Source organism: Mycobacterium sp. URHB0044, assembly GCF_000620625.1.
GTDB lineage: Bacteria > Actinomycetota > Actinomycetes > Mycobacteriales > Mycobacteriaceae > Mycobacterium.
Genome location: NZ_JIAW01000011.1, coordinates 123,400 through 143,350, shown reverse-complemented (window position 1 = coordinate 143,350; position 19,951 = coordinate 123,400). Strand labels below are relative to the sequence as shown.

The 19,951-nt window shown below is 68.8% G+C and carries 24 protein-coding genes; 6 read left to right on the top strand and 18 right to left on the bottom strand.

Features of this window, described 5'->3' with window-relative positions; translation table 11 throughout:
- Window positions 1-27: 27 nt before the first annotated feature.
- The 7 genes from lgt to N536_RS0122015 all read right to left on the bottom strand — a co-directional run bounded on the left by lgt (window position 28) and on the right by N536_RS0122015 (window position 7,971).
- Window positions 28-2,082: a prolipoprotein diacylglyceryl transferase gene (gene lgt, locus N536_RS0122045; RefSeq protein ID WP_029115598.1), complete on the bottom strand. Its 2,055-nt coding sequence runs from the start codon at window positions 2,080-2,082 to the stop codon at window positions 28-30.
- On the bottom strand, window positions 2,079-2,873 hold the full coding sequence (gene trpA, locus N536_RS0122040) for a tryptophan synthase subunit alpha (RefSeq protein ID WP_029115597.1): 795 nt from the start codon (window positions 2,871-2,873) through the stop codon (window positions 2,079-2,081). The genes lgt and trpA overlap by 4 nt, the downstream gene beginning before the upstream one ends.
- Entirely contained in the window at window positions 2,870-4,135 is a 1,266-nt protein-coding gene (gene trpB / locus N536_RS0122035) for a tryptophan synthase subunit beta (protein ID WP_029115596.1), read from the bottom strand. The genes trpA and trpB overlap by 4 nt, the downstream gene beginning before the upstream one ends.
- A gap of 4 nt (window positions 4,136-4,139) precedes the next feature.
- Complete coding sequence (gene trpC / locus N536_RS0122030) at window positions 4,140-4,958, bottom strand: indole-3-glycerol phosphate synthase TrpC (protein ID WP_029115595.1); 819 nt, start codon at window positions 4,956-4,958, stop codon at window positions 4,140-4,142.
- Window positions 4,959-5,050: 92 nt separating this feature from the next.
- Entirely contained in the window at window positions 5,051-5,656 is a 606-nt protein-coding gene (locus tag N536_RS0122025; protein ID WP_029115594.1) for a TIGR02234 family membrane protein, read from the bottom strand.
- Entirely contained in the window at window positions 5,653-7,191 is a 1,539-nt protein-coding gene (locus tag N536_RS0122020) for an anthranilate synthase component I (protein WP_029115593.1), read from the bottom strand. The genes N536_RS0122025 and N536_RS0122020 overlap by 4 nt, the downstream gene beginning before the upstream one ends.
- 60 nt (window positions 7,192-7,251) lie before the next feature.
- Complete coding sequence (locus N536_RS0122015; RefSeq protein ID WP_029115592.1) at window positions 7,252-7,971, bottom strand: phytanoyl-CoA dioxygenase family protein; 720 nt, start codon at window positions 7,969-7,971, stop codon at window positions 7,252-7,254.
- Between the two features lie 103 nt (window positions 7,972-8,074).
- Here N536_RS0122015 and N536_RS0122010 point away from each other — a divergent pair, with 103 nt between their 5' ends.
- The 3 genes from N536_RS0122010 (at window position 8,075) to N536_RS42640 (ending at window position 9,674) form a co-directional block, all read left to right on the top strand.
- The gene (locus tag N536_RS0122010; RefSeq protein ID WP_036437213.1) at window positions 8,075-8,539 is read left to right on the top strand and encodes a peroxiredoxin; all 465 of its coding nucleotides are present in this window, start codon (window positions 8,075-8,077) and stop codon (window positions 8,537-8,539) included.
- A 9-nt stretch (window positions 8,540-8,548) separates the two neighbouring features.
- Window positions 8,549-9,346 carry an ABC transporter ATP-binding protein gene (locus tag N536_RS0122005; protein WP_029115590.1) on the top strand — a complete coding sequence of 266 codons (798 nt, stop codon included), beginning with the start codon at window positions 8,549-8,551 and terminating at the stop codon, window positions 9,344-9,346.
- Window positions 9,347-9,506: 160 nt separating this feature from the next.
- Window positions 9,507-9,674, top strand: a complete 168-nt coding sequence (locus N536_RS42640; protein WP_197040200.1) for a hypothetical protein — start codon at window positions 9,507-9,509, stop codon at window positions 9,672-9,674.
- Between the two features lie 61 nt (window positions 9,675-9,735).
- On the opposite strand, the gene N536_RS0121995 is transcribed toward N536_RS42640, so the two are convergent.
- Genes N536_RS0121995 through N536_RS0121950 form a run of 10 tightly spaced genes read right to left on the bottom strand, consistent with a single transcriptional unit; the run spans window position 9,736 to window position 17,393 of the window.
- Window positions 9,736-10,560 carry an endo alpha-1,4 polygalactosaminidase gene (locus tag N536_RS0121995; protein ID WP_051574682.1) on the bottom strand — a complete coding sequence of 275 codons (825 nt, stop codon included), beginning with the start codon at window positions 10,558-10,560 and terminating at the stop codon, window positions 9,736-9,738.
- The gene (hisI, locus tag N536_RS0121990) at window positions 10,535-10,885 is read right to left on the bottom strand and encodes a phosphoribosyl-AMP cyclohydrolase (protein WP_029115588.1); all 351 of its coding nucleotides are present in this window, start codon (window positions 10,883-10,885) and stop codon (window positions 10,535-10,537) included. The genes N536_RS0121995 and hisI overlap by 26 nt, the downstream gene beginning before the upstream one ends.
- The gene (hisF, locus tag N536_RS0121985; protein ID WP_029115587.1) at window positions 10,882-11,667 is read right to left on the bottom strand and encodes an imidazole glycerol phosphate synthase subunit HisF; all 786 of its coding nucleotides are present in this window, start codon (window positions 11,665-11,667) and stop codon (window positions 10,882-10,884) included. The genes hisI and hisF overlap by 4 nt, the downstream gene beginning before the upstream one ends.
- On the bottom strand, window positions 11,664-12,482 hold the full coding sequence (locus N536_RS0121980; RefSeq protein WP_029115586.1) for an inositol monophosphatase: 819 nt from the start codon (window positions 12,480-12,482) through the stop codon (window positions 11,664-11,666). The genes hisF and N536_RS0121980 overlap by 4 nt, the downstream gene beginning before the upstream one ends.
- Before the next feature lie 6 nt (window positions 12,483-12,488).
- Window positions 12,489-13,256 (bottom strand): bifunctional 1-(5-phosphoribosyl)-5-((5-phosphoribosylamino)methylideneamino)imidazole-4-carboxamide isomerase/phosphoribosylanthranilate isomerase PriA, encoded by a 768-nt coding sequence (gene priA, locus N536_RS0121975; protein ID WP_029115585.1) that lies wholly within the window; start codon window positions 13,254-13,256, stop codon window positions 12,489-12,491.
- Between the two features lie 6 nt (window positions 13,257-13,262).
- Window positions 13,263-13,883 carry an imidazole glycerol phosphate synthase subunit HisH gene (gene hisH / locus N536_RS0121970; protein ID WP_029115584.1) on the bottom strand — a complete coding sequence of 207 codons (621 nt, stop codon included), beginning with the start codon at window positions 13,881-13,883 and terminating at the stop codon, window positions 13,263-13,265.
- On the bottom strand, window positions 13,880-14,518 hold the full coding sequence (hisB, locus tag N536_RS0121965; protein WP_155948684.1) for an imidazoleglycerol-phosphate dehydratase HisB: 639 nt from the start codon (window positions 14,516-14,518) through the stop codon (window positions 13,880-13,882). The genes hisH and hisB overlap by 4 nt, the downstream gene beginning before the upstream one ends.
- Window positions 14,485-15,624, bottom strand: a complete 1,140-nt coding sequence (locus tag N536_RS0121960; protein WP_029115582.1) for a histidinol-phosphate transaminase — start codon at window positions 15,622-15,624, stop codon at window positions 14,485-14,487. Before N536_RS0121960 ends, hisB begins: the two co-directional genes overlap by 34 nt.
- Window positions 15,621-16,934 carry a histidinol dehydrogenase gene (gene hisD, locus N536_RS0121955; RefSeq protein WP_197040205.1) on the bottom strand — a complete coding sequence of 438 codons (1,314 nt, stop codon included), beginning with the start codon at window positions 16,932-16,934 and terminating at the stop codon, window positions 15,621-15,623. Before hisD ends, N536_RS0121960 begins: the two co-directional genes overlap by 4 nt.
- Window positions 16,935-16,991: 57 nt before the next feature.
- Window positions 16,992-17,393 (bottom strand): SRPBCC family protein, encoded by a 402-nt coding sequence (locus N536_RS0121950; protein ID WP_029115580.1) that lies wholly within the window; start codon window positions 17,391-17,393, stop codon window positions 16,992-16,994.
- Between the two features lie 81 nt (window positions 17,394-17,474).
- Here N536_RS0121950 and N536_RS0121945 point away from each other — a divergent pair, with 81 nt between their 5' ends.
- The 3 genes from N536_RS0121945 to N536_RS0121935 all read left to right on the top strand — a co-directional run bounded on the left by N536_RS0121945 (window position 17,475) and on the right by N536_RS0121935 (window position 19,441).
- Window positions 17,475-18,290: an AraC family transcriptional regulator gene (locus N536_RS0121945; protein WP_029115579.1), complete on the top strand. Its 816-nt coding sequence runs from the start codon at window positions 17,475-17,477 to the stop codon at window positions 18,288-18,290.
- 10 nt (window positions 18,291-18,300) lie between these two features.
- A complete protein-coding gene (locus N536_RS0121940; protein ID WP_029115578.1) occupies window positions 18,301-18,726 on the top strand; it encodes a nitroreductase family deazaflavin-dependent oxidoreductase in 426 nt (141 codons plus the stop codon).
- 79 nt (window positions 18,727-18,805) lie between these two features.
- The gene (locus N536_RS0121935) at window positions 18,806-19,441 is read left to right on the top strand and encodes a LysE family transporter (RefSeq protein WP_029115577.1); all 636 of its coding nucleotides are present in this window, start codon (window positions 18,806-18,808) and stop codon (window positions 19,439-19,441) included.
- A 12-nt stretch (window positions 19,442-19,453) separates the two neighbouring features.
- Here N536_RS0121935 and N536_RS0121930 read toward each other — a convergent pair whose 3' ends face one another.
- On the bottom strand, window positions 19,454-19,951 hold the full coding sequence (locus tag N536_RS0121930; protein WP_051574681.1) for a hypothetical protein: 498 nt from the start codon (window positions 19,949-19,951) through the stop codon (window positions 19,454-19,456).

Here is a 19,951-nt window from a genome sequence, read left to right as displayed (position 1 = left end):
CCCCTCAGAAGGCGGCGCGTCTACTTCCTAGCCGCGACGTCGCCACCACCGCTTGCGAGGCGATTCGGCCACCGGCTTCGAAGCAGGCTCGTCGGCGACGTCGGCGGCCAAGGCCTCGGCGACGTCGGCGCCTTCGACCGCAGCTGCCTGCACCTCCGGCGCGTCCTCCTCGGCCGCGGCGACCTCATCGCCCTCGACCGAACCGAGGCCCTCCTCGGGCGCGCCCTCAGACTCGTCAGTCTCGTCAGGCTCTTCGGCGACGTCGGCGGCCAAGGCCTCGGCTACATCGGCACCCTCGACCGCAGCCGCCTGCACCTCCGGCGCGTCCTCCTCCGCCGCGGCGACCTCATCACCTTCGACCGAACCGAGGCCCTCCTCGGGCGCGGCGTCAGACTCGGTGTCGTCGGCATCGGTGTCGTCGGCGTCGGTGTCTTCGGTGTCGGTGTCTTCGGTGTCGCTGGATTCCGCCTCGCTGGGTTCGACGGCCTCCGGGTCGTTTACGGCTTCCTCGGGCTCGTCCTCGTCCTCGTCGGGCTCGCTGGCGTCGGACTCGATCGCTTCCTCGGCCGCCTCAACGGATTCCGCTTCGTCGGTGTCGTCCTCGAGTTCCTCGTCATCGCCGTCAGGCTCGTCTTCGGAGTCGTCGGGCTCGTCTTCGTCGGACTCGGCGGCCAACTCCTCGGCCTGCTCCGACATCGGGCCGGAACCGGAGCTGACTGGCTCATTGCCTTCGACTTCGTCTTGGTCGTCCTCTGACTCGGAGTCATCGTCGGACTCTTCTTCGGCCTCAGCAAGTTCGGCTTCGGGTTCCGCCGCAACGTCCTCCGCCACCGCTTCGGCTTCCTCGGCCCGCTCGACGGCAGCCTCGTGCACCTCCGGCGCGACGACCTCCGCCTCGAGCACCTCGTCACCGTCGACCGAGCCCAGACCCGCTTCCGGCTCAGCACCGGCCTCGGCGAACGCCTCGGCTTCCGCGATCTCCTCAGACGACGCGGTCTCGACCTGCTCGACCAAGTCCTCTGCCTCCGCAGCGGCCTCCGACTCGACTTCAGCGTCGGGGGACATCGCTTCGGCCTCGGAGGATTCCGCCGCCTCGGGCGCCGATTCGCGTTCGTCTTCCTGACCCGCCACCTTCGCAGCCGCGACCACGCCGCTGGTGGCGGCGACCGCCGTCAGTTCCTCGGCGATCTCGTCGATTGGCGAGGCGTCGTCGTCGACCTCGTTGCCCTTCAGCGTCGCGGGATCTTCTCGGCCCTTCGGCGCCGCCATGATGTAGACGACGGCAGCGATGAAGACGAACGTCGAAGTGAACGTGTTGATCCGGATGCCGGCGATGTGGGTGGCGGCGTCGCTGCGCATCAACTCCACCCAGAACCTGCCGACGCAGTACCCCGCGACGTAGAGCGCGAACAACCGGCCATGCCCGAGCTTGAAACGCCGGTCGGCCCAGAGCAGCAAAGCGAAGATCAGGACGTTCCAGAGCAGTTCGTACAGGAACGTCGGATGGACGATGTCGACGAGCTGACCGGTCGACACGCCGTTGAGGGAGTCGAGTGCCCCGGTGTGGTCACGCCGTTCGTAGATCTCGAGGCCCCACGGCAGGTCGGTCGCCCGGCCGTACAGCTCCTGATTGAAGTAGTTGCCGAGCCGGCCGATGGCCTGGGCCAGGATGATGCCCGGCGCGATGGCGTCACCGAACGCGGGTAGCGGTATCCCGCGTTGCCGGCAGCCGATCCACGCACCGACGCCACCGAGTGCAACCGCACCCCAGATGCCGAGACCGCCGTCCCAGATCCGAATGGCCGCACCCAATCCGGCGCCGTCGGCTCCGAAGTAGGTCTTCCAGTCGGTGATGAGGTGATACAGCCGGCCGCCGATCAAGCCGAACGGCACCGCCCACAGCGCGATGTCGTAGATGACGCCCTGCTCGCCACCGCGGGCCACCCAGCGCCGGTCACCGATGATCAGTGCCGCGACGATCCCGACGATGATGCACAACGCGTATGCCCGGAGCGGTAGCGGGCCGAGGTGCCAGACGCCTTGGGCCGGACTCGGGATGAAGGCGAGTACCGAAGACGTCACGCGGTAACCCTCTGTCGCACACCGTCGGCGAGTTCTTCGGTCAATGTCCGCACGGCGGCAATCCCCTCACTCAATGCCGACACCAGGGCCGAACCCACGATCACGCCGTCGGCGTACGCACCGATCTGCGCCGCCTGTTCGCGCGAACGGACCCCGAGCCCGACGCCGACGGGGATGTCGGATACCGCCTTGACGCGTCCGACCAGTGCGGGTGCGGCGTCGGATACCGCATCGCGAGCACCCGTCACTCCCATCGTCGACGCGGCGTACACGAATCCCCGCGACGCCGCCGCGGTGGCCGCAAGGCGCTCCGGCGTCGACGACGGTGCGACGAGGAAGATCCTGTCGAGGTCGTGGGCGTCGGACACCTGGATCCACTCGTCGGCCTCGTCCGGAATGAGGTCGGGGGTGATCAGGCCGAGCCCGCCTGCCGAGGCGAGGTCGCGCGCGAACTTCTCCACGCCCCACTTCAGGACGGGGTTCCAGTAGGTCATCACGACTGCACGTCCACCGGCGTTGCTGATCGCCTCGACCGCGGCCAGCGCGTCGCGTACCCGCACGCCGCCGCGCAGCGCCACCTCGGTGGCCGCCGCGATGGTCGGGCCGTCCATGCCCGGATCGGAGTAGGCCACGCCCACTTCGACGATGTCGCAACCGGATTCGACGAGCGCCGTCATCGCCGCGATCGACGTCGGCACGTCCGGGAATCCCGTGGGGAGGTAGCCGATGAGTGCCGAACGGTCCTCCGCCCGGCACGTCTCGAACAGGCCCGACAGCCGGCTGGTGGTCATTCCGTTCCCTCGCCGTCGAACAGGCCGAACCACTTCGCTGCGGTCTCGACGTCCTTGTCACCCCGGCCCGACAGGTTCACCAGAATGACCGAACCGGAACCGAGTTCGACCCCCAGCTTCAGCGCACCCGCCACCGCGTGTGCGGACTCGATGGCCGGGATGATGCCCTCGGTCTTGCACAGCAGCGCGAATGCGTCCATTGCCTCGGCATCGGTGATCGGCCGGTACTCGGTGCGACCCAGATCCTTCAGGTAGGCGTGTTCGGGCCCCACGCCGGGATAGTCCAAACCCGCAGAGATGGAATGTGATTCGACGGTCTGACCGTCCTCGTCCTGCAGCAGGTACGAAAAGGAACCTTGGAATGCGCCGGGCGAACCGCCCGTGAACGTCGCCGCATGGCGGCCCGTCTCCACGCCATCGCCTGCCGCCTCGTAACCGATCAGCCGGACGCCGGGGTCGTCGATGAATGCGTGGAACACGCCGATTGCGTTGGATCCCCCGCCGACGCATGCGGTCACCGCGTCGGGCAGGCGGTGCGCCTGCTCTTGGATCTGGGCCCGCGCCTCCAGCCCGATCACCCGCTGGAAGTCGCGCACCATGGTCGGGAACGGGTGCGGTCCTGCTGCGGTGCCGAAGCAGTAGTACGTGTCGTCGGCGTTGGCGACCCAGTCCCTGAAGGTCTCGTTGATCGCGTCCTTGAGGGTCTTCGAACCGGATTCGACGGAGACCACTTCTGCGCCGAGCAGCCGCATCCGGGCCACGTTCAGCGCCTGGCGGGCGGTGTCGACGGCACCCATGTAGACGACGCAGTCGAGGCCGAGCAGTGCGCACGCGGTTGCGGTGGCCACGCCGTGCTGACCGGCACCGGTCTCGGCGATGATGCGGGTCTTGCCCATCTGCTTGGCGAGGAGCGCCTGACCGAGGACGTTGTTGATCTTGTGGGAACCGGTGTGGTTCAAGTCTTCTCGCTTGAGGAAGAGTCGCGCTCCCCCGGCGTGCTCACTGAGCCGGGTCGCCTCGTACAGCGGTGATGGCCTGCCGGTGTAATGCCGCTGCAGGCGGTCCAGTTCGTCGAGGAACGTCTGGTCCGTCCTGGCCTTCTCGTAAGCGGCGGTGACTTCCTCGATCACCGCCATCAAGGCTTCGGGGACCAGCCGTCCGCCGTAGGCACCGAAGTGGCCCTTGATGTCCGGGTCGTGTGTCGTGGGTTCGGCAACGGCTGCGCTGGAACGCGGCAACTCTGGGCCGGCGAGATCGGCCACTGTCTCAGCGAGAGGGTTTCGGGCAGGACGGATGAGTGCCTGCGGTGACCAGATCGGCAACGGCGCTGCGCGGGTCACCACTGGTGACCAGACCCTCGCCGACGAGGACGGCATCGGCACCCGCACCCGCATACGCGAGTAGGTCGTTGGTGCCTCGGACGCCGGACTCGGCGATCCGGATGACGTTGGACGGCAGCCCCGGTGCGATCCGCGCGAAGCAATCCCGGTCCACTTCCAGGGTCTTGAGATCCCTTGCGTTGACCCCGATTACACGCGCGCCGGCCTGGAGGGCACGGTCCGCCTCCTCCTCGGTGTGCACTTCGACGAGCGCTGTCATTCCCAGCGACTCGGTGCGGTCGAGCATCGAGGCCAGCGCCGCCTGCTCCAGCGCCGCGACGATCAGCAGCAGCATGTCGGCGCCATGCGCGCGGGCCTCGTGAATCTGATAGGGCCCGATGATGAAGTCCTTGCGCAACACCGGAATCGACACCGCGGCGCGTACGGCGTCGAGGTCTTCCAGAGAGCCGTGGAAACGGCGCTCCTCGGTGAGCACGCTGATGATCCTGGCGCCGCCGTCCTCGTAGGCGCGGGCCAGTTCGGCCGGATCGGAAATCGACGCCAGCTCGCCGCGTGAGGGACTGGCCCGCTTCACTTCGGCGATGACGCCGATGCCGGGCTCGCGCAGTGCGGCCAGCACGTCCAGCGGCGCCGCGGCGTCCTTCGCCTTGGCCTTCACGTCGGCAAAGCTCACCGCGGCCTCGCGGGCGGCAACGTCGGCGCGGACTCCCTCAATGATGGAGTCGAGCACGGTGGCCGAACTCATGAACCGTCGGTGTCCTTCCGGGCCGTACTTGAGCGTCCGGGCGATCCCGGATTGTCTGTATCGAAGGGTAACCGCCAGCGCGCCACTCGCCGTCACCGACCCTCGTTGTCAGGGCGCGTCGGGTCGCGACCCTCATCGAGGGCGTCCCAGATCATCCGTTCGGACATGCCGTCACCGGTTTCGGGCTGTTCGACGTCCTTGCGCACGGCCGCCCGTCTCGCCGCTGGTGCGACGTACTTCCCGGTCAACGACTTCGACTGGGCCGCCGCACGTGCCAGAAGGACGGCGCCGGCCAACGTGCAGACCGCCGCGACGAGGGTCAGCACGGCGCCCCAGTAGTGCCGCTGCGTGCCGACCAGCGCTGCGACGGGCACCTGGACCAGGTCGGCGGCGCGCACGGCGACGTCGCGGATCACCCACAGCCCGATCCCGAGGTATCCCATGCCCGCACTCGCAGCGGCGACGAGCATGGCCAGTAGTCGCAGCGGCCAGCCCCGGACCGCCAGCGCGGCCACGGCGGCGGCCAGTACCAGCAGGGCCAGCGGCACCAGCGCCGTCGACCAGGTGGCACCTGACAGCGTCGTGGTCTTCGGCTGACCCAGCCCGTCGAAGGACGACACCACGACCCACGGCAGCCGCGAACCGACCCACAGGGCCAGTGCCGCGAGCACCAGCAGAAGCTGGGCGGCGCGGGTCATGGCGCGCTGAGCGTCTCGGCCGCAGCGACGGCGTTGAGTACGGCGCGGGCCTTGTTGGCCGCCTCGTTGAACTCGTAGGGGCCGTTGGAGTCGGCCACCACGCCGCCGCCGGCCTGCACGTAGGCCGTGCCGTCGCGCATCAACGCGGTGCGGATGGCGATCGCGAAGTCGGCGTTGCCTGCGAAGTCGAGGTAGCCGAGCACCCCGCCGTACAGGCCGCGCCGCGTCTTCTCGACCTCCTCGATGAGCTCCATCGCCCGCACCTTCGGCGCCCCCGACAGCGTGCCCGCCGGGAAGCAGGCGGTGACCGCGTCGAGTGCCGTCTTGCCCTCGGCCAGTTGCCCGGTCACCGTCGACACCAGATGCATGACGTGGCTGTAGCGCTCGATGTGGCTGTAGTCCTCCACCCGCACCGTGCCCGGTATGCAGACCCGGCCGAGGTCGTTGCGTCCGAGGTCGACCAGCATCAGGTGTTCGCTGCGCTCCTTGTCGTCGGACAGCAGCTCCTTCTCCAGCAGCACGTCCTCCTCCTCGTTCGCGCCGCGCCAGCGGGTCCCGGCGATGGGGTGCGTGGTGGCCTTGCCGTCCTGGACGGTGACCAGCGCCTCGGGGCTGGATCCCACGATCGAGAAGTCAAGCTCGCCAGCGTCATTGGGCACGTTGAGCAGATACATGTACGGACTGGGATTGGTCACCCGCAGCATGCGGTACACGTCGAACGGATCCGCGTCGGTGTCCATCTCGAAACGCTGCGAGGGCACCACCTGGAACGCTTCCCCGGCCTCGATGTCACCGACGAGCTTGTCGACGATCGCGGTGTACTCGGCGACGGTGCGTTGCGCCCTGTGCTGAGGCTCCGGCCTGCCGAACGTGGCGACCGTCGAGTGCAAGGGCTCCCCCAACGCCGCGGTCATCACATCGAGGCGTCGCACGGCATCTTCGTAGGCCCAGTCGACCCGTTCATCGGTGCCGTTCCAGTTCACCGCGTTGGCGATCAGCGTGATCGTGCCCTCGTGGTGGTCGACGGCGGCGACGTCGGTGGCGAGTAGCAGCAGCATGTCGGGCAGCTTCAGGTCGTCGACGGCCAGTTCGGGCAGCCGCTCCAGGCGCCGCACCATGTCGTAGGCGAAGAAGCCCACCAGGCCGCTGGACAGCGGCGGCAGGCCCGGCAAGGCCGCGGTGGCCAGCAGGTCGAGGGTCGCGCGCAGCGCCGCCAACGGGTCGCCGCCGGTAGGCGCGTCCTGCGGGGTGACACCCAGCCAGACCGCCTCACCGTCGCGCACCGTCAGTGCCGTCGGCGCCCCCGCCCCGATGAACGACCAGCGCGACCAGGACCGGCCGTTCTCGGCGGATTCCAGCAGAAACGTGCCGGGCCGGTTGGCGGCCAGCTTGCGGTAGGCCGACAACGGCGTCTCGCTGTCGGCGAGCACCTTGCGCGTCACCGGCACCACGCGGTGCTCGGCGGCCAGCGCCCGGAAGTCCTCCCGCGAGGTGGTGACGGCCAGCGAGGAAGCGTGGGCGTGGTGGGTGGTCAATGGCACGTGCCGATTCTCCCAGACCCACCACCGCCCGATGAGTGTCGGGCAGCGCCCAGCTCAGCTGGCGAACACCCGGGCCAGCGGTGCCGCCGTCCCAGGTGCGACCGGACTGGCCAGCATCACCGGCGACTGCGCCATGAAGCGCGGCTCGCGGCCGCGGTGTTCGTCGGCGGCGTGCACCGTGAACGGGTGCACGACGTACACGTCGCCCGGCTCCCCGGTCGCGTGGCTGACGGGGCGGTCGCGGCTCACCTCGTCGACGAGTCGACCCATGTCGGCGAAATCGACCGGGTCGGCTCCCAGGATGCGGGCCACGTCGTGGTGCGATCCCCTCCGGATGCGGGTGGGTGCGTCGTGCTCGCCCACGTCGGACAGGAGGGTCAGCAGCAGCACGGTGTGCGGTCGCCCGGTGACCGCCCACGATCCGTCGGGCAGCGGGGTGTTCGCGTCGATGTGCCACCCGCGGTCGTCGTCGACCGGTGGCACGGGGAACCGGACCGGGATGTTGCCCAATGCGCCGCGCGGCAGCCATCCGCCACGACCGCAGATCCGGTCCAGTGCAGCGCTGACGGGGGCGCTGCGGACGAAGTCGCCGAACGGACCCGCCCCCGACATGTCGGTTGCCCACACCACCGGCGCCGACCAATCCTCGGGAGCATCGGGCGAAAGACCGATCTGCTCCCACAGCGCAGCGCGCGCCGCGTCGGCAACGCTGCGCGGCACGGCCCGCTCCACCTTGACGTACCCGTCGGCCACGAAGGCATCGAGATCCACCATCCGATCGAGCGTCGCACGGCAGCCATGGCGGGCGCCAACGCTTTTCGGCGCACCGGCCACACCGCACCCATGTTCGGGGCCGCGCGGGCGTAGCGTGACGGCCATGAAACGTGGTGATCGGGTCAACGAGTTCGACCTGCCAGACCAGACGGGCACGGTCCGGAGCCTGACGAGCCTGCTCGCCGATGGACCGATCGTGCTGTTCTTCTATCCGGCGGCCATGACGCCCGGCTGCACCAAGGAGGCCTGCCACTTCCGCGACCTCGCCGGCGAATTCGCGGCCGTCGGAGCCGGCCGGGTGGGCATCAGCGCCGACGCCGTCGAGAAGCAGGCAAAGTTCGCCGACATGCAGAAGTTCGACTACCCGCTGTTGTCCGACAGCGAGGGCGTCGTCGCCACGCAGTTCGGCGTGAAGCGTGGACTGCTCGGCAAGCTGATGCCGGTCAAGCGCACCACGTTCGTCATCGACACCGACCGCACGGTGCTCGAGGTGATCGCCAGCGAGTTCAGCATGGACACCCACGCCGACAAGGCGTTGGAGGTGCTGCGCCAACGTCAGTCGGCGTAGGGCGGCCCCGTGACGACCGTGCTGGAGCTGGCGGACGTGACGTTCCGCCGGGACGGCAAGCAGATCATCGACGGCATCTCGCTCACCGTGAACGAGGGCGAGCACTGGGCCCTGCTCGGCCCCAACGGTGCGGGTAAGAGCACGCTGCTGGGTTTCTGTGCGGCCGTGACATTTCCGACGTCGGGCACCGTCCACGTGCTTGGCGAGCAGATGGGACGGGTCGACCTGGCGCGCCTGCGCCACTCGATCGGGCACGTGAATCCCCGGCACCGGCTGCAGTATTCGCTCACGGTGCGTGACGTCGTCCTGACGGGCATCACCGCGACCATCGACATCCCGATGCGCTGGACGCCCAGCCAAGGCGAACTGGACCGGGCGGACGCGATGATCGCGTCGGTTGGCCTCTCCCACAAGGCCGACGCTCAGTGGCCGACGTTGTCGCAGGGCGAACGCGGCCGCACCCTCATTGCTAGGGCGCTGATTTCGGATCCACGTCTGCTGCTGCTCGACGAGCCCACCACCGGGCTCGACGTCGCCGCGCGCGAGCAGTTCCTCGAGACGATGGACTCGCTCGACGACACCCATCCGAACGTCGCCTCGATCCTCGTCACCCACCACCTCGAGGAACTTCCGACCACCACCACGCACGCGCTGCTGATCGGGGAAGGCCGCACCGTCGCCTCGGGGCCGGCCCGTGACGTCGTCACCACGGACAACGTGACCGCGGCCTTCGCGCACCCCGTGCAGGTCGGCTATCACGACGGCCGGTGGACGGCCAGGGCCAAGGCCACCCGCTACGACGTCTGACCGCCTGGCCGCATTTACCCCGACCGATTGATTCCTGCCACTCGTCGGTCAATTACTGCCATCGGAAATTAGCTGCTGACCTGCGCAGTTACACCTCTCAGACCGGCCGGAAACATCCAGCCGAGAGCGCCGAAGCAGTACACCAGGAAGAGGAATCATCATGAAGAAGTTCGGAATCACCACCGCCATCGCCACCGGTTTCGCCGCCGCCATTCTGGGCCTGGCCGCCCCCGCCAACGCGGGCATCGACCACCACCAGTGGATCAACGACATCCAGCAGCAGGCGACCGTGGGCTCGGTCACCTCGACGGTCGGCAACGGCCGCTGACCACGAGCGCGAAGCAGGGGCACCCGGAAACGGGTGCCCCTTCTTCGTGTTGGCGTGAGTGTCAGGGGCACGGCTCCCGCGGCGCGGTGAGATCCAGCGGCTTGCGCATGGAGCTGAAGGACAGTGGCTTCGTGACTGGGCAGAATTCCGATGGCGGCAGCGAGTATTCGACGTGCAGCACCGCCTTTCCTGCGTGGATGAACGGTGTCAGTTCCCCGCATTCGTCGTAGGCGGCGCATTCCTCGTTGACGGCGAAGTCGAAATCGACGACCAGGTCGTCGATCTGAGCCAGGTCGTTCTTCAATCCCACGCCGAGCCCGCGGTCGTGCGCCAACCGCGCCAGCATCCGGTTGTAGCGAAGCTGGTCGTCGGCCGTCAGCGGGAAGCCCGATTCGTTGGCGTAGCCGTCCACGTTGTCCGGTTCGACGGCATCGAAACCCTTGTCGCGGCACGTGTCCATCCGGGCCGCCATGATCGGCTCGAGCACGTCGAGGTGACGGACGTCGAGCCAGCGCTCGCCGGGCCAGCCATCCAGTTCCTTGCCGATCACCGCAGCGGGGAACCGGTCGGCGTCCGGCCGCCAATTCTCTTGTGACCCAGCGCTGAGATAGCAGATCACCTTGCGTCCGGCGGCGTGCATCTGCGCGACGAGCGCCCGATCGACCTCGAACAGGTCGACGTCGTACACGGGAACGTCGACACCCGCGTCGATCTCGCCGTGCAGCTGCCATTGCCATGGCGTTCCGACGGTCGGCACCCACCAGGCGGCCACGGGTGTCGAAGGTGCCTCCGGTCCACCGCATCCCGCGAGCAGACCGACCAAGATGAGCGCACCCGACGCCGCGACCCGGCGTACGACGTCAATCCTGCGCTGCGAGAAGCTCATCCGCGTCGAAACAGGTGTGGGCGCCGGTGTGGCAGGCGGCGCCCACCTGGTCGACCTCGAGGAGCACGGTGTCGCCATCGCAGTCCAGCCGCACCGAGTGCACGTGCTGCGTGTGACCGGACGTCTCGCCCTTGACCCAATACTCACCGCGCGACCGCGAGTAATACGTGCCCTTCCGCGTCGCGAGCGTGCGGGCCAGCGCCTCGTCGTCCATCCACGCCACCATCAGCACCTGACCGGTGGCGCGTTCCTGCGCGACAGCGACGAACAAGCCGTTCGGGTCCCGCTTGAGCCGCGCCGCGATCTCGGGATCGAGAGCCGTCACCTGACCACGATTCCCTTCTCCGCCATCGCGGCCTTGACCTGCCCGATGGTGAGTTCGCCGAAGTGAAATACGCTGGCCGCCAGCACCGCATCGGCTCCCGCGTCGACGGCAGGCGCGAAGTCACTCACAGCGCCGGCGCCGCCGCTGGCGATCACGGGGACCGTCACCGCCGCGCGAACCGCGCGCAGCATGTCCAGGTCGAATCCCGCCTTGGTCCCGTCGGCGTCCATCGAGTTCAGCAGTATCTCGCCGACACCCAATTCTGCTCCGCGGATGGCCCATTCGACCGCGTCGATGCCCGTGCCGCGACGACCACCGTGGGTGGTGACCTCCCACCCGGATGGCGTTGGCGCCGAACCGGCGGGGACGGTCCTGGCATCCACGGACAGCACGATGCATTGGGAGCCGAACTGACGCGACAATTCGGCCAGCAGCTCGGGGCGCGCGATCGCCGCGGTGTTGACCGACACCTTGTCGGCGCCGGCCCGCAGCAGAATGTCGACGTCGGCGACCGAGCGCACGCCGCCGCCCACGGTGAGCGGGATGAAGACCTGCTCCGCGGTGCGGCGCACCACCTCGAGCATGGTGGCTCGCCCCGACGACGACGCCGTCACGTCCAGGAACGTCAGCTCGTCGGCGCCCTGCGCGTCGTAGGCCGCGGCGAGTTCGACCGGATCGCCTGCGTCGCGCAGGTTGGCGAAGTTGACTCCCTTGACCACCCGGCCGTCGTCGACGTCAAGGCACGGGATCACCCGCACCGCAACGCCCTCGTGGTGGTTCATCGGTAATCCTCTGGCGCGCCGACCGAAAGGACGATCTCCAGGATCTCGGCGTGCACGTTGGGCACGCCGGCGAGCGCCGAACGCGACGACGGAGTCCACTCCTTGCCCTGGAGGTCGGTCACGACGCCGCCCGCCGCCCGAACGAGGGCGACGCCCGCGGCGTGGTCCCAGACGTGGTGACCGAAGCTGATGGCACCGCCGAGCACTCCTGCGGCGGCGTACGCCATGTCGACGCCGGTGGCACCATGCATCCGCATGCGAGAACACTTGCGGCTCAACTGTTCCAGCGTGGCCAGCCGGTACCGGCCAGGGAACTCGCCACGCGAGTCGACGTTGAACGTGCCGATGCCCACCATGGAATCGCAGAGGTCCACGTCCTTCAGTGGCGGCTGCTCGATGCCGTTGAGGTAGAGCGGTCCACCCACGACGGCGGTGTAGCGCTGATCGGTGAACGGCAGCCAGGTCAGGCCGGCCACCGGTTCGCCGTCACGCAGCAGACCCAGCAGGATCGCCGCAGTCGGCAGCCCCGCCGCGTAGTTGAAGGTGCCGTCGATCGGGTCCAGCACCCACACCAGATGCGAATCGATGGGGGCGCCGCCGAATTCCTCGCCGTGCACGCCGATTCCGGTGGTGGCCTCGAGCGCCGCGACGACCTGGCGCTCGATCGCGAGGTCCACTTCGGTGGCGAAGTCGTTGCCCTTCTTGGCGACCGCCGACTCCGCGCGGTGTCCGGCGATGAACGGCTTCGCGGCCTCATCGAGAATGTTGGAGGCCGCGGCGACCAGTCCGCCGAGGTCGTCCTCGTCGAGTGCCATCGCCACCTACCGACTGACCGCGGCCAGCGCCTGCGGCAACGTGAACCGCCCGGCGTAGAGCGCCTTGCCCACGATCGCGCCCTCGACGCCACGGTCGGTGAGCGTGGCGATGGCCCGCAGATCGTCGAGGCTGGACACGCCGCCGGAGGCGATCACGGGCGCGCCCGTGCGCTCGGCCACCCCCGCCAGCAGCTCGAGGTTCGGCCCGTTCAGCGTGCCGTCCTTGGTGACGTCGGTGACGACGAAGCGCGAACACCCTTCGCGGTCAAGGCGTTCCAGCACTTCCCACAGGTCGCCGCCGTCGGTCTCCCACCCGCGGCCGCGCAGGCGATACCCGCCCTCGGGTGCGGCGGGGTCCATCTTGACGTCCAGCCCGACGGCCACCTTCTCGCCGTGCTCCGCGATGACCTTGGCGCACCACTGCGGGTTCTCCAGCGCGGCCGTGCCGAGGTTCACCCGCGCGCATCCGGCGGTCAGGGCCGCGGTCAAGGAGTCGTCGTCGCGGATGCCGCCGGACAGTTCGACGGCGACGTCCAACTTGCCGATGACCTCAGCCAATAACTCGCGGTTGGACCCACGGCCGAACGCCGCATCCAGGTCCACCAGGTGGATCCACTCGGCACCGTCGCGCTGCCAGCCCAGAGCGGCGTCGACCGCCGAGCCGTAGTCGGTCTCACTGCCCGCCTGCCCCTGCACCAGTCGCACGGCCTTGCCGTCGACGACGTCGACCGCGGGCAGCAGGATCAAGGGCTTTTCCTTCGATGCATCACTCACGATTAGTCAGAGCCCCTCGACCCAATTGCTCAGCAGCGCCGCGCCGGCGTCACCGCTCTTCTCCGGATGAAACTGCGTGGCGGACAACGCGCCGTCCTCGACGGCCGCCAGGAAGGGTACGTGATGCGTCGCCCAGGTCAGCTTCGCGTCCGGATTGCCCTCCCACTTCTGCGCGGCGTACGAGTGCACGAAGTAGAAGCGGGTCGACGCGTCCAGCCCCTTGAACAACACGCTTCCCGGCGCTGCGTCCACGACGTTCCACCCCATGTGCGGAATCACCGGCGCATCGAGATGCACGACGGATCCCGGCCATTGGCCACAGCCCCGCGTCTCCACCCCGAATTCGACTCCGCGGGCGAACAGGATCTGCATGCCGACGCAGATGCCGAGCACCGGCCTGCCTGCCGCCAGCCGGTCGGCCACGATCTTCTCGCCGCCGATGCCACGCAAACCCGCCATGCAGGACTCGAAGGCGCCGACGCCGGGCACCACCAGACCGTCGGCCGCCGCCGCGGCGGCGGGATCCGCAGTCACCTCGACGTCGGCGCCGACCCGCTGCAGCGCCCGTTGCGCCGACCGCAGGTTGCCCGAGCCGTAGTCTAGGACGACGACTGACTTACCGGTCACAGGCTGCCCTTGGTGGACGGCACTCCGGACACCCGAGGATCGGGCTCGACGGCCTGACGCAGGGCGCGCGCAACGGCCTTGTACTGGGCCTCGGTGATGTGGTGCGGGTCGCGGCCGTAGAGCGTCCGGACGTGCAGCGCGATCCGCGCGTTCATCGCCAGCGACTCGAAGACGTGCCGGTTGATCACGGTGTGGTAGGGCACCGCGCTGCCGGCAATCGTGCTGTGCAGCATGTGATCCGGCTCGCCGGTGTGTACGCAGTAGGGCCGGCCGGACACGTCGACCGACGCGTGCGCCAGCGTCTCGTCCATCGGGATGAACGCATCGCCGAAGCGGCGGATGCCCTTCTTGTCGCCGAGCGCCTGACCCAGCGCCTGGCCCAGCACGATCGCGGTGTCCTCCACGGTGTGGTGAGCTTCGATCTCGACGTCTCCCGTGGCGTGCACGGTCAGGTCGAAGCTGGCGTGACTGCCCAGCGCGGTCAGCATGTGGTCGTAGAACGGCACGCCGGTGCTGATGTCGACCCGACCGGTGCCGTCCAGGTCGAGTTCGACGACGATGTCGGATTCCTTGGTCTTGCGTTCGACGCGGGCGCGGCGGGTCACTTTGCTCCTATGGGGCTGCTGGGGGCCGATGCGAGATCCACGGCGGCCAGGCGTGCGCTGGTCTCCAGCAGGACGTCGTTCTCGTCGGCCAGGCCGGTGGTGGCGCGGAGGTATCCGGGAATGCCGACGTCGCGGATCAACACACCGGCGTCGAGGTAGTGCTGCCATGCCGTCGGTGCGTCGGCGAATTCGCCGAACAGCACGAAGTTGGCATCACTGGGAATGACTCGGAATCCCATGTCCGCCAGTCTCTTCGACACGCGGTTGCGTTCGGCGATCAACGTCGCGACGCTGCCGAGCGTGTCGTCGGCGTGCCGCAGCGCGGCACGCGCGGCGGCCTGAGTGATCGAGGAGAGGTGATACGGCAAGCGCACCAGCAGCATCGCGTCGATGACGGCGGGGTCGGCGATGAGGTACCCCAGTCGACCGCCTGCGAAGGCGAACGCCTTGCTCATGGTCCTGCTGACGATGAGCTTGGTGGGGAACTCGCCGAGCAGACGGACCGCGCTGGGGCGCGACGAGAACTCGCCGTAGGCCTCGTCGACGATCACGATGCCGGGCGCAACGTCGAGCAGCGTGCGCAGTTCCTCCAGCGAGATGCTCTGTCCCGACGGATTGTTGGGGCTGGCGAGGAACACCACGTCGGGCCGACGCTCGGCGATGGCCGCGACCGCGGTCTCGACGTCGAGGCCGAAGTCCTCCGCCCGATTGGCCTCCAGCCAGTCGGTCTGCGTGCCGTCCGAGATGATCGGATGCATCGAGTACGACGGCACGAAACCGATGGCGCTGCGTCCAGGACCGCCGAACGCCTGCAGCAATTGTTGCAGAATCTCGTTGGAACCGTTTGCCGCCCAGACGTTTTCGGTACCCACCGGCACCGAGGTCTGCACGCTGAGGTAGGCGGCCAGATCGGCCCGCAGCTCGACCGCGTCGCGATCGGGGTAGCGGTGCAGCTCGGCGGCGGCGACACGCACCGACGCGGCGACGTCGTCGACGAGCGCCTTGGTCGGCGGGTGCGGGTTCTCGTTGGTGTTCAGCCGCACCGGAACGTTCAACTGCGGGGCGCCGTAGGGCGACTTGCCACGCAGGTTCTCCCGCAATGGCAGATCGTCGAGCGTGACCTTGCGGGTGCTCACTTCTCGAACCTCCGCCGCACCGCTTCACCGTGGGCGGGCAGGTTCTCCGCCTTCGACAACGTGATGACGTAGCCCGAGACGTCCTTGAGCGCGGCCTCGTCGTAGTCGACCACGTGGATGCCCTTGAGGAACGTCTGCACCGAAAGGCCGCTGGAGTGCCGCGCGCAGCCCGCGGTGGGCAGCACGTGGTTGGAGCCCGCGCAGTAGTCGCCAAGACTGACCGGCGAATACGCGCCGACGAAGATCGCGCCGGCAGAACGGATTCGGCCCGCCACCTCGCGCGCATCGACGGTCTGGATCTCCAGGTGTTCCGCGGCGTAGGCATTGACGGTGCGCACGCCGGCGGCGACGTCGTCGACGAGCACGATCGCCGACTGCTTGCCCGTCAGTGCCGCCGTCACGCGTTCGCGGTGCACGGTGGTCTCGAGCTGATTGCCGAGTTCACGGTCGGTGGCGTCCGCGAGTTCCGCACTGTCGGTGACGAGCACGCTGGCCGCCATCTCGTCGTGTTCGGCCTGGCTGATCAGATCCGCGGCGACGTGCACCGGATCCGCGGTGTTGTCGGCGAGGATCGCGATCTCGGTGGGACCGGCCTCGGCGTCGATGCCGACCTGCGAACGGCAGATCCGCTTCGCCGCGGTGACGTAGATGTTGCCGGGCCCGGTGATCATGTCGACCGGCGCGAGCTCGGCTCCATTGGTGTCGGTGCCTCCGTAGGCGAGCAGCGCCACACCCTGCGCGCCGCCGACGGCCCATACTTCGTCGACGCCCAACAGCGCGGCCGCTGCCAGGATGGTCGGGTGCGGTAGTCCACCGAATTCGGCCTGCGGCGGGCTGACGATCACCAGCGAATCCACGCCCGCGGTCTGCGCCGGGACGACGTTCATCACCACGCTCGACGGGTAGACGGCGTTGCCGCCCGGCACGTAGAGGCCGACCCGCTCGACGGGCACCCAGCGTTCGGTGACTGTCGCGCCCGGTGCCAGCGTGGTCGTCGTGTCGGTGCGCCGCTGATCGGCGTGCACGGCGCGGGCACGGTCGATGGCGACCTCCAGCGCCGCACGGACGTCGGCGTCGAGGGCGGTCAACGCGGCGTGCAGCTCGCTGACCGGCACCCGGACCGCGGCGGGCCGTACCCCGTCGAACGATTCGCCGTATTCGAGGGCCGCTTCCGCCCCTCGCTCGGCGACCGCGTCGACGATCGGGCGCACCTTGGGCAGGACCGACTCCACGTCCACACCGCCGCGGGGCAGCACGGCACGGAGCTGCGCAGCGTTCAGCGAGCGGTTGCGCAGGTCGATACGGGTCATCGTGATCGGGGGCATCCCTTCGATTGTCCCTGATCGCACTACCCGAATGAAAATCGATTACCGGTCCTCGAACGTTCGCTTGATGACGGTGCCCGCCCCGCGCATGGCAGCCAGGAGCGGCTCGGCGAGTTCGTCGGGCAGCACATCGCGCGACCAGACGAACCGGCACCGGTCTTCTCCGACCGAGATGACGTGCATGACCGCGTTGTCGTGTTCGGGCCGCATGGTGTCGCCGATCACCGAGTAGACGATCCTGCGGGCATCGTCGTCCCTGGTGACCAGGCGTTCTCTGACGATCCGTCCGTCGGCGAAGGTGACAACGCGGACCGGCCCCTCGGCATGGGAGGAGACGACGAGGCCGGGCGCCATGTCGGCGGGGCCGTTCTCCCAGTCGCCGATCGTCTTCCACACGTGCGCGGCGTCGGCGTCGATCTTGAATTCGGTGCGGATTGAAGCCATGAGCCCATCGTCAATGCTGGTCACCGCCGAGTCTTGAAGATCCTTGCGGAACGTGTCGGGGGCGACGGTTAGCGTCGGGACATGCTGTCCGCCGAGATCGTCGCGGCCCGCCCGGAGTTCAGCATCCGGGCCTGGACCTGCCACCCGCACGGGGCTGGCTGGTCACCGGCCGAGCGCCCCACCGACGCACGGCTCGTACTGGTGCGCGGCGGGCGGTTCCGACGGCGGGGTTCGGCAGGCACCGTCGACCTCGACCGCACGATCGGCTACCTCGGCGAGCCGGGCGAGGAGGAGCAGTTCGCGCATCCCCGAGGCGGAGACGCGTGCACGTCGGTCCAGCTCAGCGCCGCGGCGTGGCAGCGACTGATCGGCGAACCGGGACGTATCGGCGTGTCGACGGTCTACGTCGATGCCCGCACCGAACTGGCCCACCGCAGGCTGGTGGCCGCCGGAACGTCCGACGTCGACTATCGGCTGGCCGAGGAGGTGCTCCGGCTGCTGGCCGTCGCGCTGCGCGAGGCAGCGCGACGGACGCCGCTGCACGACGAGGGCGGCGCGTTCGACCGTCGACTGGTGGAGCGGGCCAGGGAGGCAATCCACGACGGGCACCCGGCGGCCGGTGGCCTGTTCGGGCTCGCCGAGCTGGTCGGCGCGTCACCGTACCGATTGAGCAGGGCGTTTCCGCGCGAGCTCGGGGTGTCGGTGACCAGGTACCGCAACCGCGTGCGCGTCGGGCGGGCATTGGACCACATCGGCCGTGGCGACTCGAGCCTCGCCGACGTGGCCGCGTCGCTCGGCTTCGCCGACCAAGCGCATCTCACTCGCACCGTGCGCGAACACGTCGGCCAGACGCCCTCGGCATTGCGGCGCGCGTCTGCGGCACGTCGAGGCGGCTAGATTCATCGTCATGTCCACGTCATCGTCGCGGCAAGACCACCCCAACAACGCCCCGGGCGTGCCCATGTTGATGCCGGTCTGGCTGGAGCGGGCCCAGATCAAGTACTTCAATCCGCTGCTGCGGCCGTTGTCGAAGCGGATGCCTGGCTTCGCCGTGATCAAGCACCGCGGCCGTACGTCGGGCAAGGAGTACGAGACCATCGTCACCGCCTACCGCAAGGGCGGGGTGTTGGCCATCGGGCTGGTCCACGGGAAGACCAACTGGGTCAAGAACGTCCTGGCTGCGGGAGAGGCCGACATCCACGTCGGGCGCAAGGACCTGCACCTGGTGAACCCGCGCGTCCTGCCCGCGGGCACCGTCGATCCGACGCTGCCCCGCATTCCCCAGATGCTCGCGAAGCGGCAGGGCACGTTCGTCGCCGACATATCTGGCTGAGCCATAGCTGGCTCGAGCCATATTCGCTTGAGCGATATTCGCTTGAGCCGGGGCTCCACTGGCTGCGACACTGCGTGTCGTGGAGTGGAGTGTGTGGCTGGCGTTCTTCGGTGCGGCGATTCTGATCGCGGTGTCCCCCGGCGCGGGGGCGATCCAGTCGATGGCGACCGGCCTGACCCACGGCGTACGACGCGGGTACTGGAGCATCCTCGGCCTCGAGATCGGGCTGATGCTGCAACTGGCGCTCGTCGCAATCGGTCTGGGAGCCGTCGTCGCCAACTCGATTCTGGTGTTCAACGTGATCAAGTGGGTCGGAGTGGCTTACCTGATGTACCTGGCCGTGCGCCAATGGCGGACAGCCACGCGGGATCTGCGCGAGCAGATCGGCAAGTCCGTCGACGGCGGCCGGTTGGCGCTGCTCGTCCGTGGCTTCCTCGTCAATGCCACGAATCCGAAGGGCCTGCTGTTCTTCCTCGCGGTGATGCCGCAGTTCGTCGTGCCCACCGCGCCGCTCCTGCCGCAGTACCTGGCGATCGGGGCGACGATGGTCGCCGTCGACCTCGTCGTGATGGGCCTGTACACCGGCTTGGCCGTGCGGCTGCTGAGCTGGCTGCACACCCCGCGCCAACAGACGACCGTCAACCGGGTGTTCTCCGGCCTGTTCGCCGGTGCCGCCGTGGTGCTGTCGCTCGTGCGTCGCGCCGCTACCGCCTGACCGGCGCTGCCATCACTTGCACGCCTCGGCGATCTTGGCGTTGGCGGCGTCGGCGTCGCGCAGTCGCGCCGCCTGCTCGGGGTCGCTGTTCTGCGCGCCAGCGATGGCCGCAGCACCGATGTCCATCAACGTGTCGGCGAACTGGTGGACCGACTCGGCGAGCTCGGGTGGCGTCGCCGGATCGAGCTGTTCGCCGAGGTAGCGTCCGCCGTCCGATAGGGCGAGGCGGGCATTCGCCGCCACCGCGAGAGAGCCCGTGACGTCGCCGTCCCCACCGGGAATGGGCAGGTTGGTGTTGAGCGAAACGCCCTTGCGCACCAGGTCGTATGCCGTACACACCGTCGTCTTGGCCTCGGCTTGCTGGGCAGCGGTGAACGCGGGTTCGGACGGCGGCGCGGCGGCGGGCCGGAAGGCCGCCCAGGCTGCCAGCCCGAGCGCGGCGATCGCCACGATCAAGGCCACGACGGGCAACACGCGGCCCCTGGATGCAGACGTCTCTGTCGAGGACAT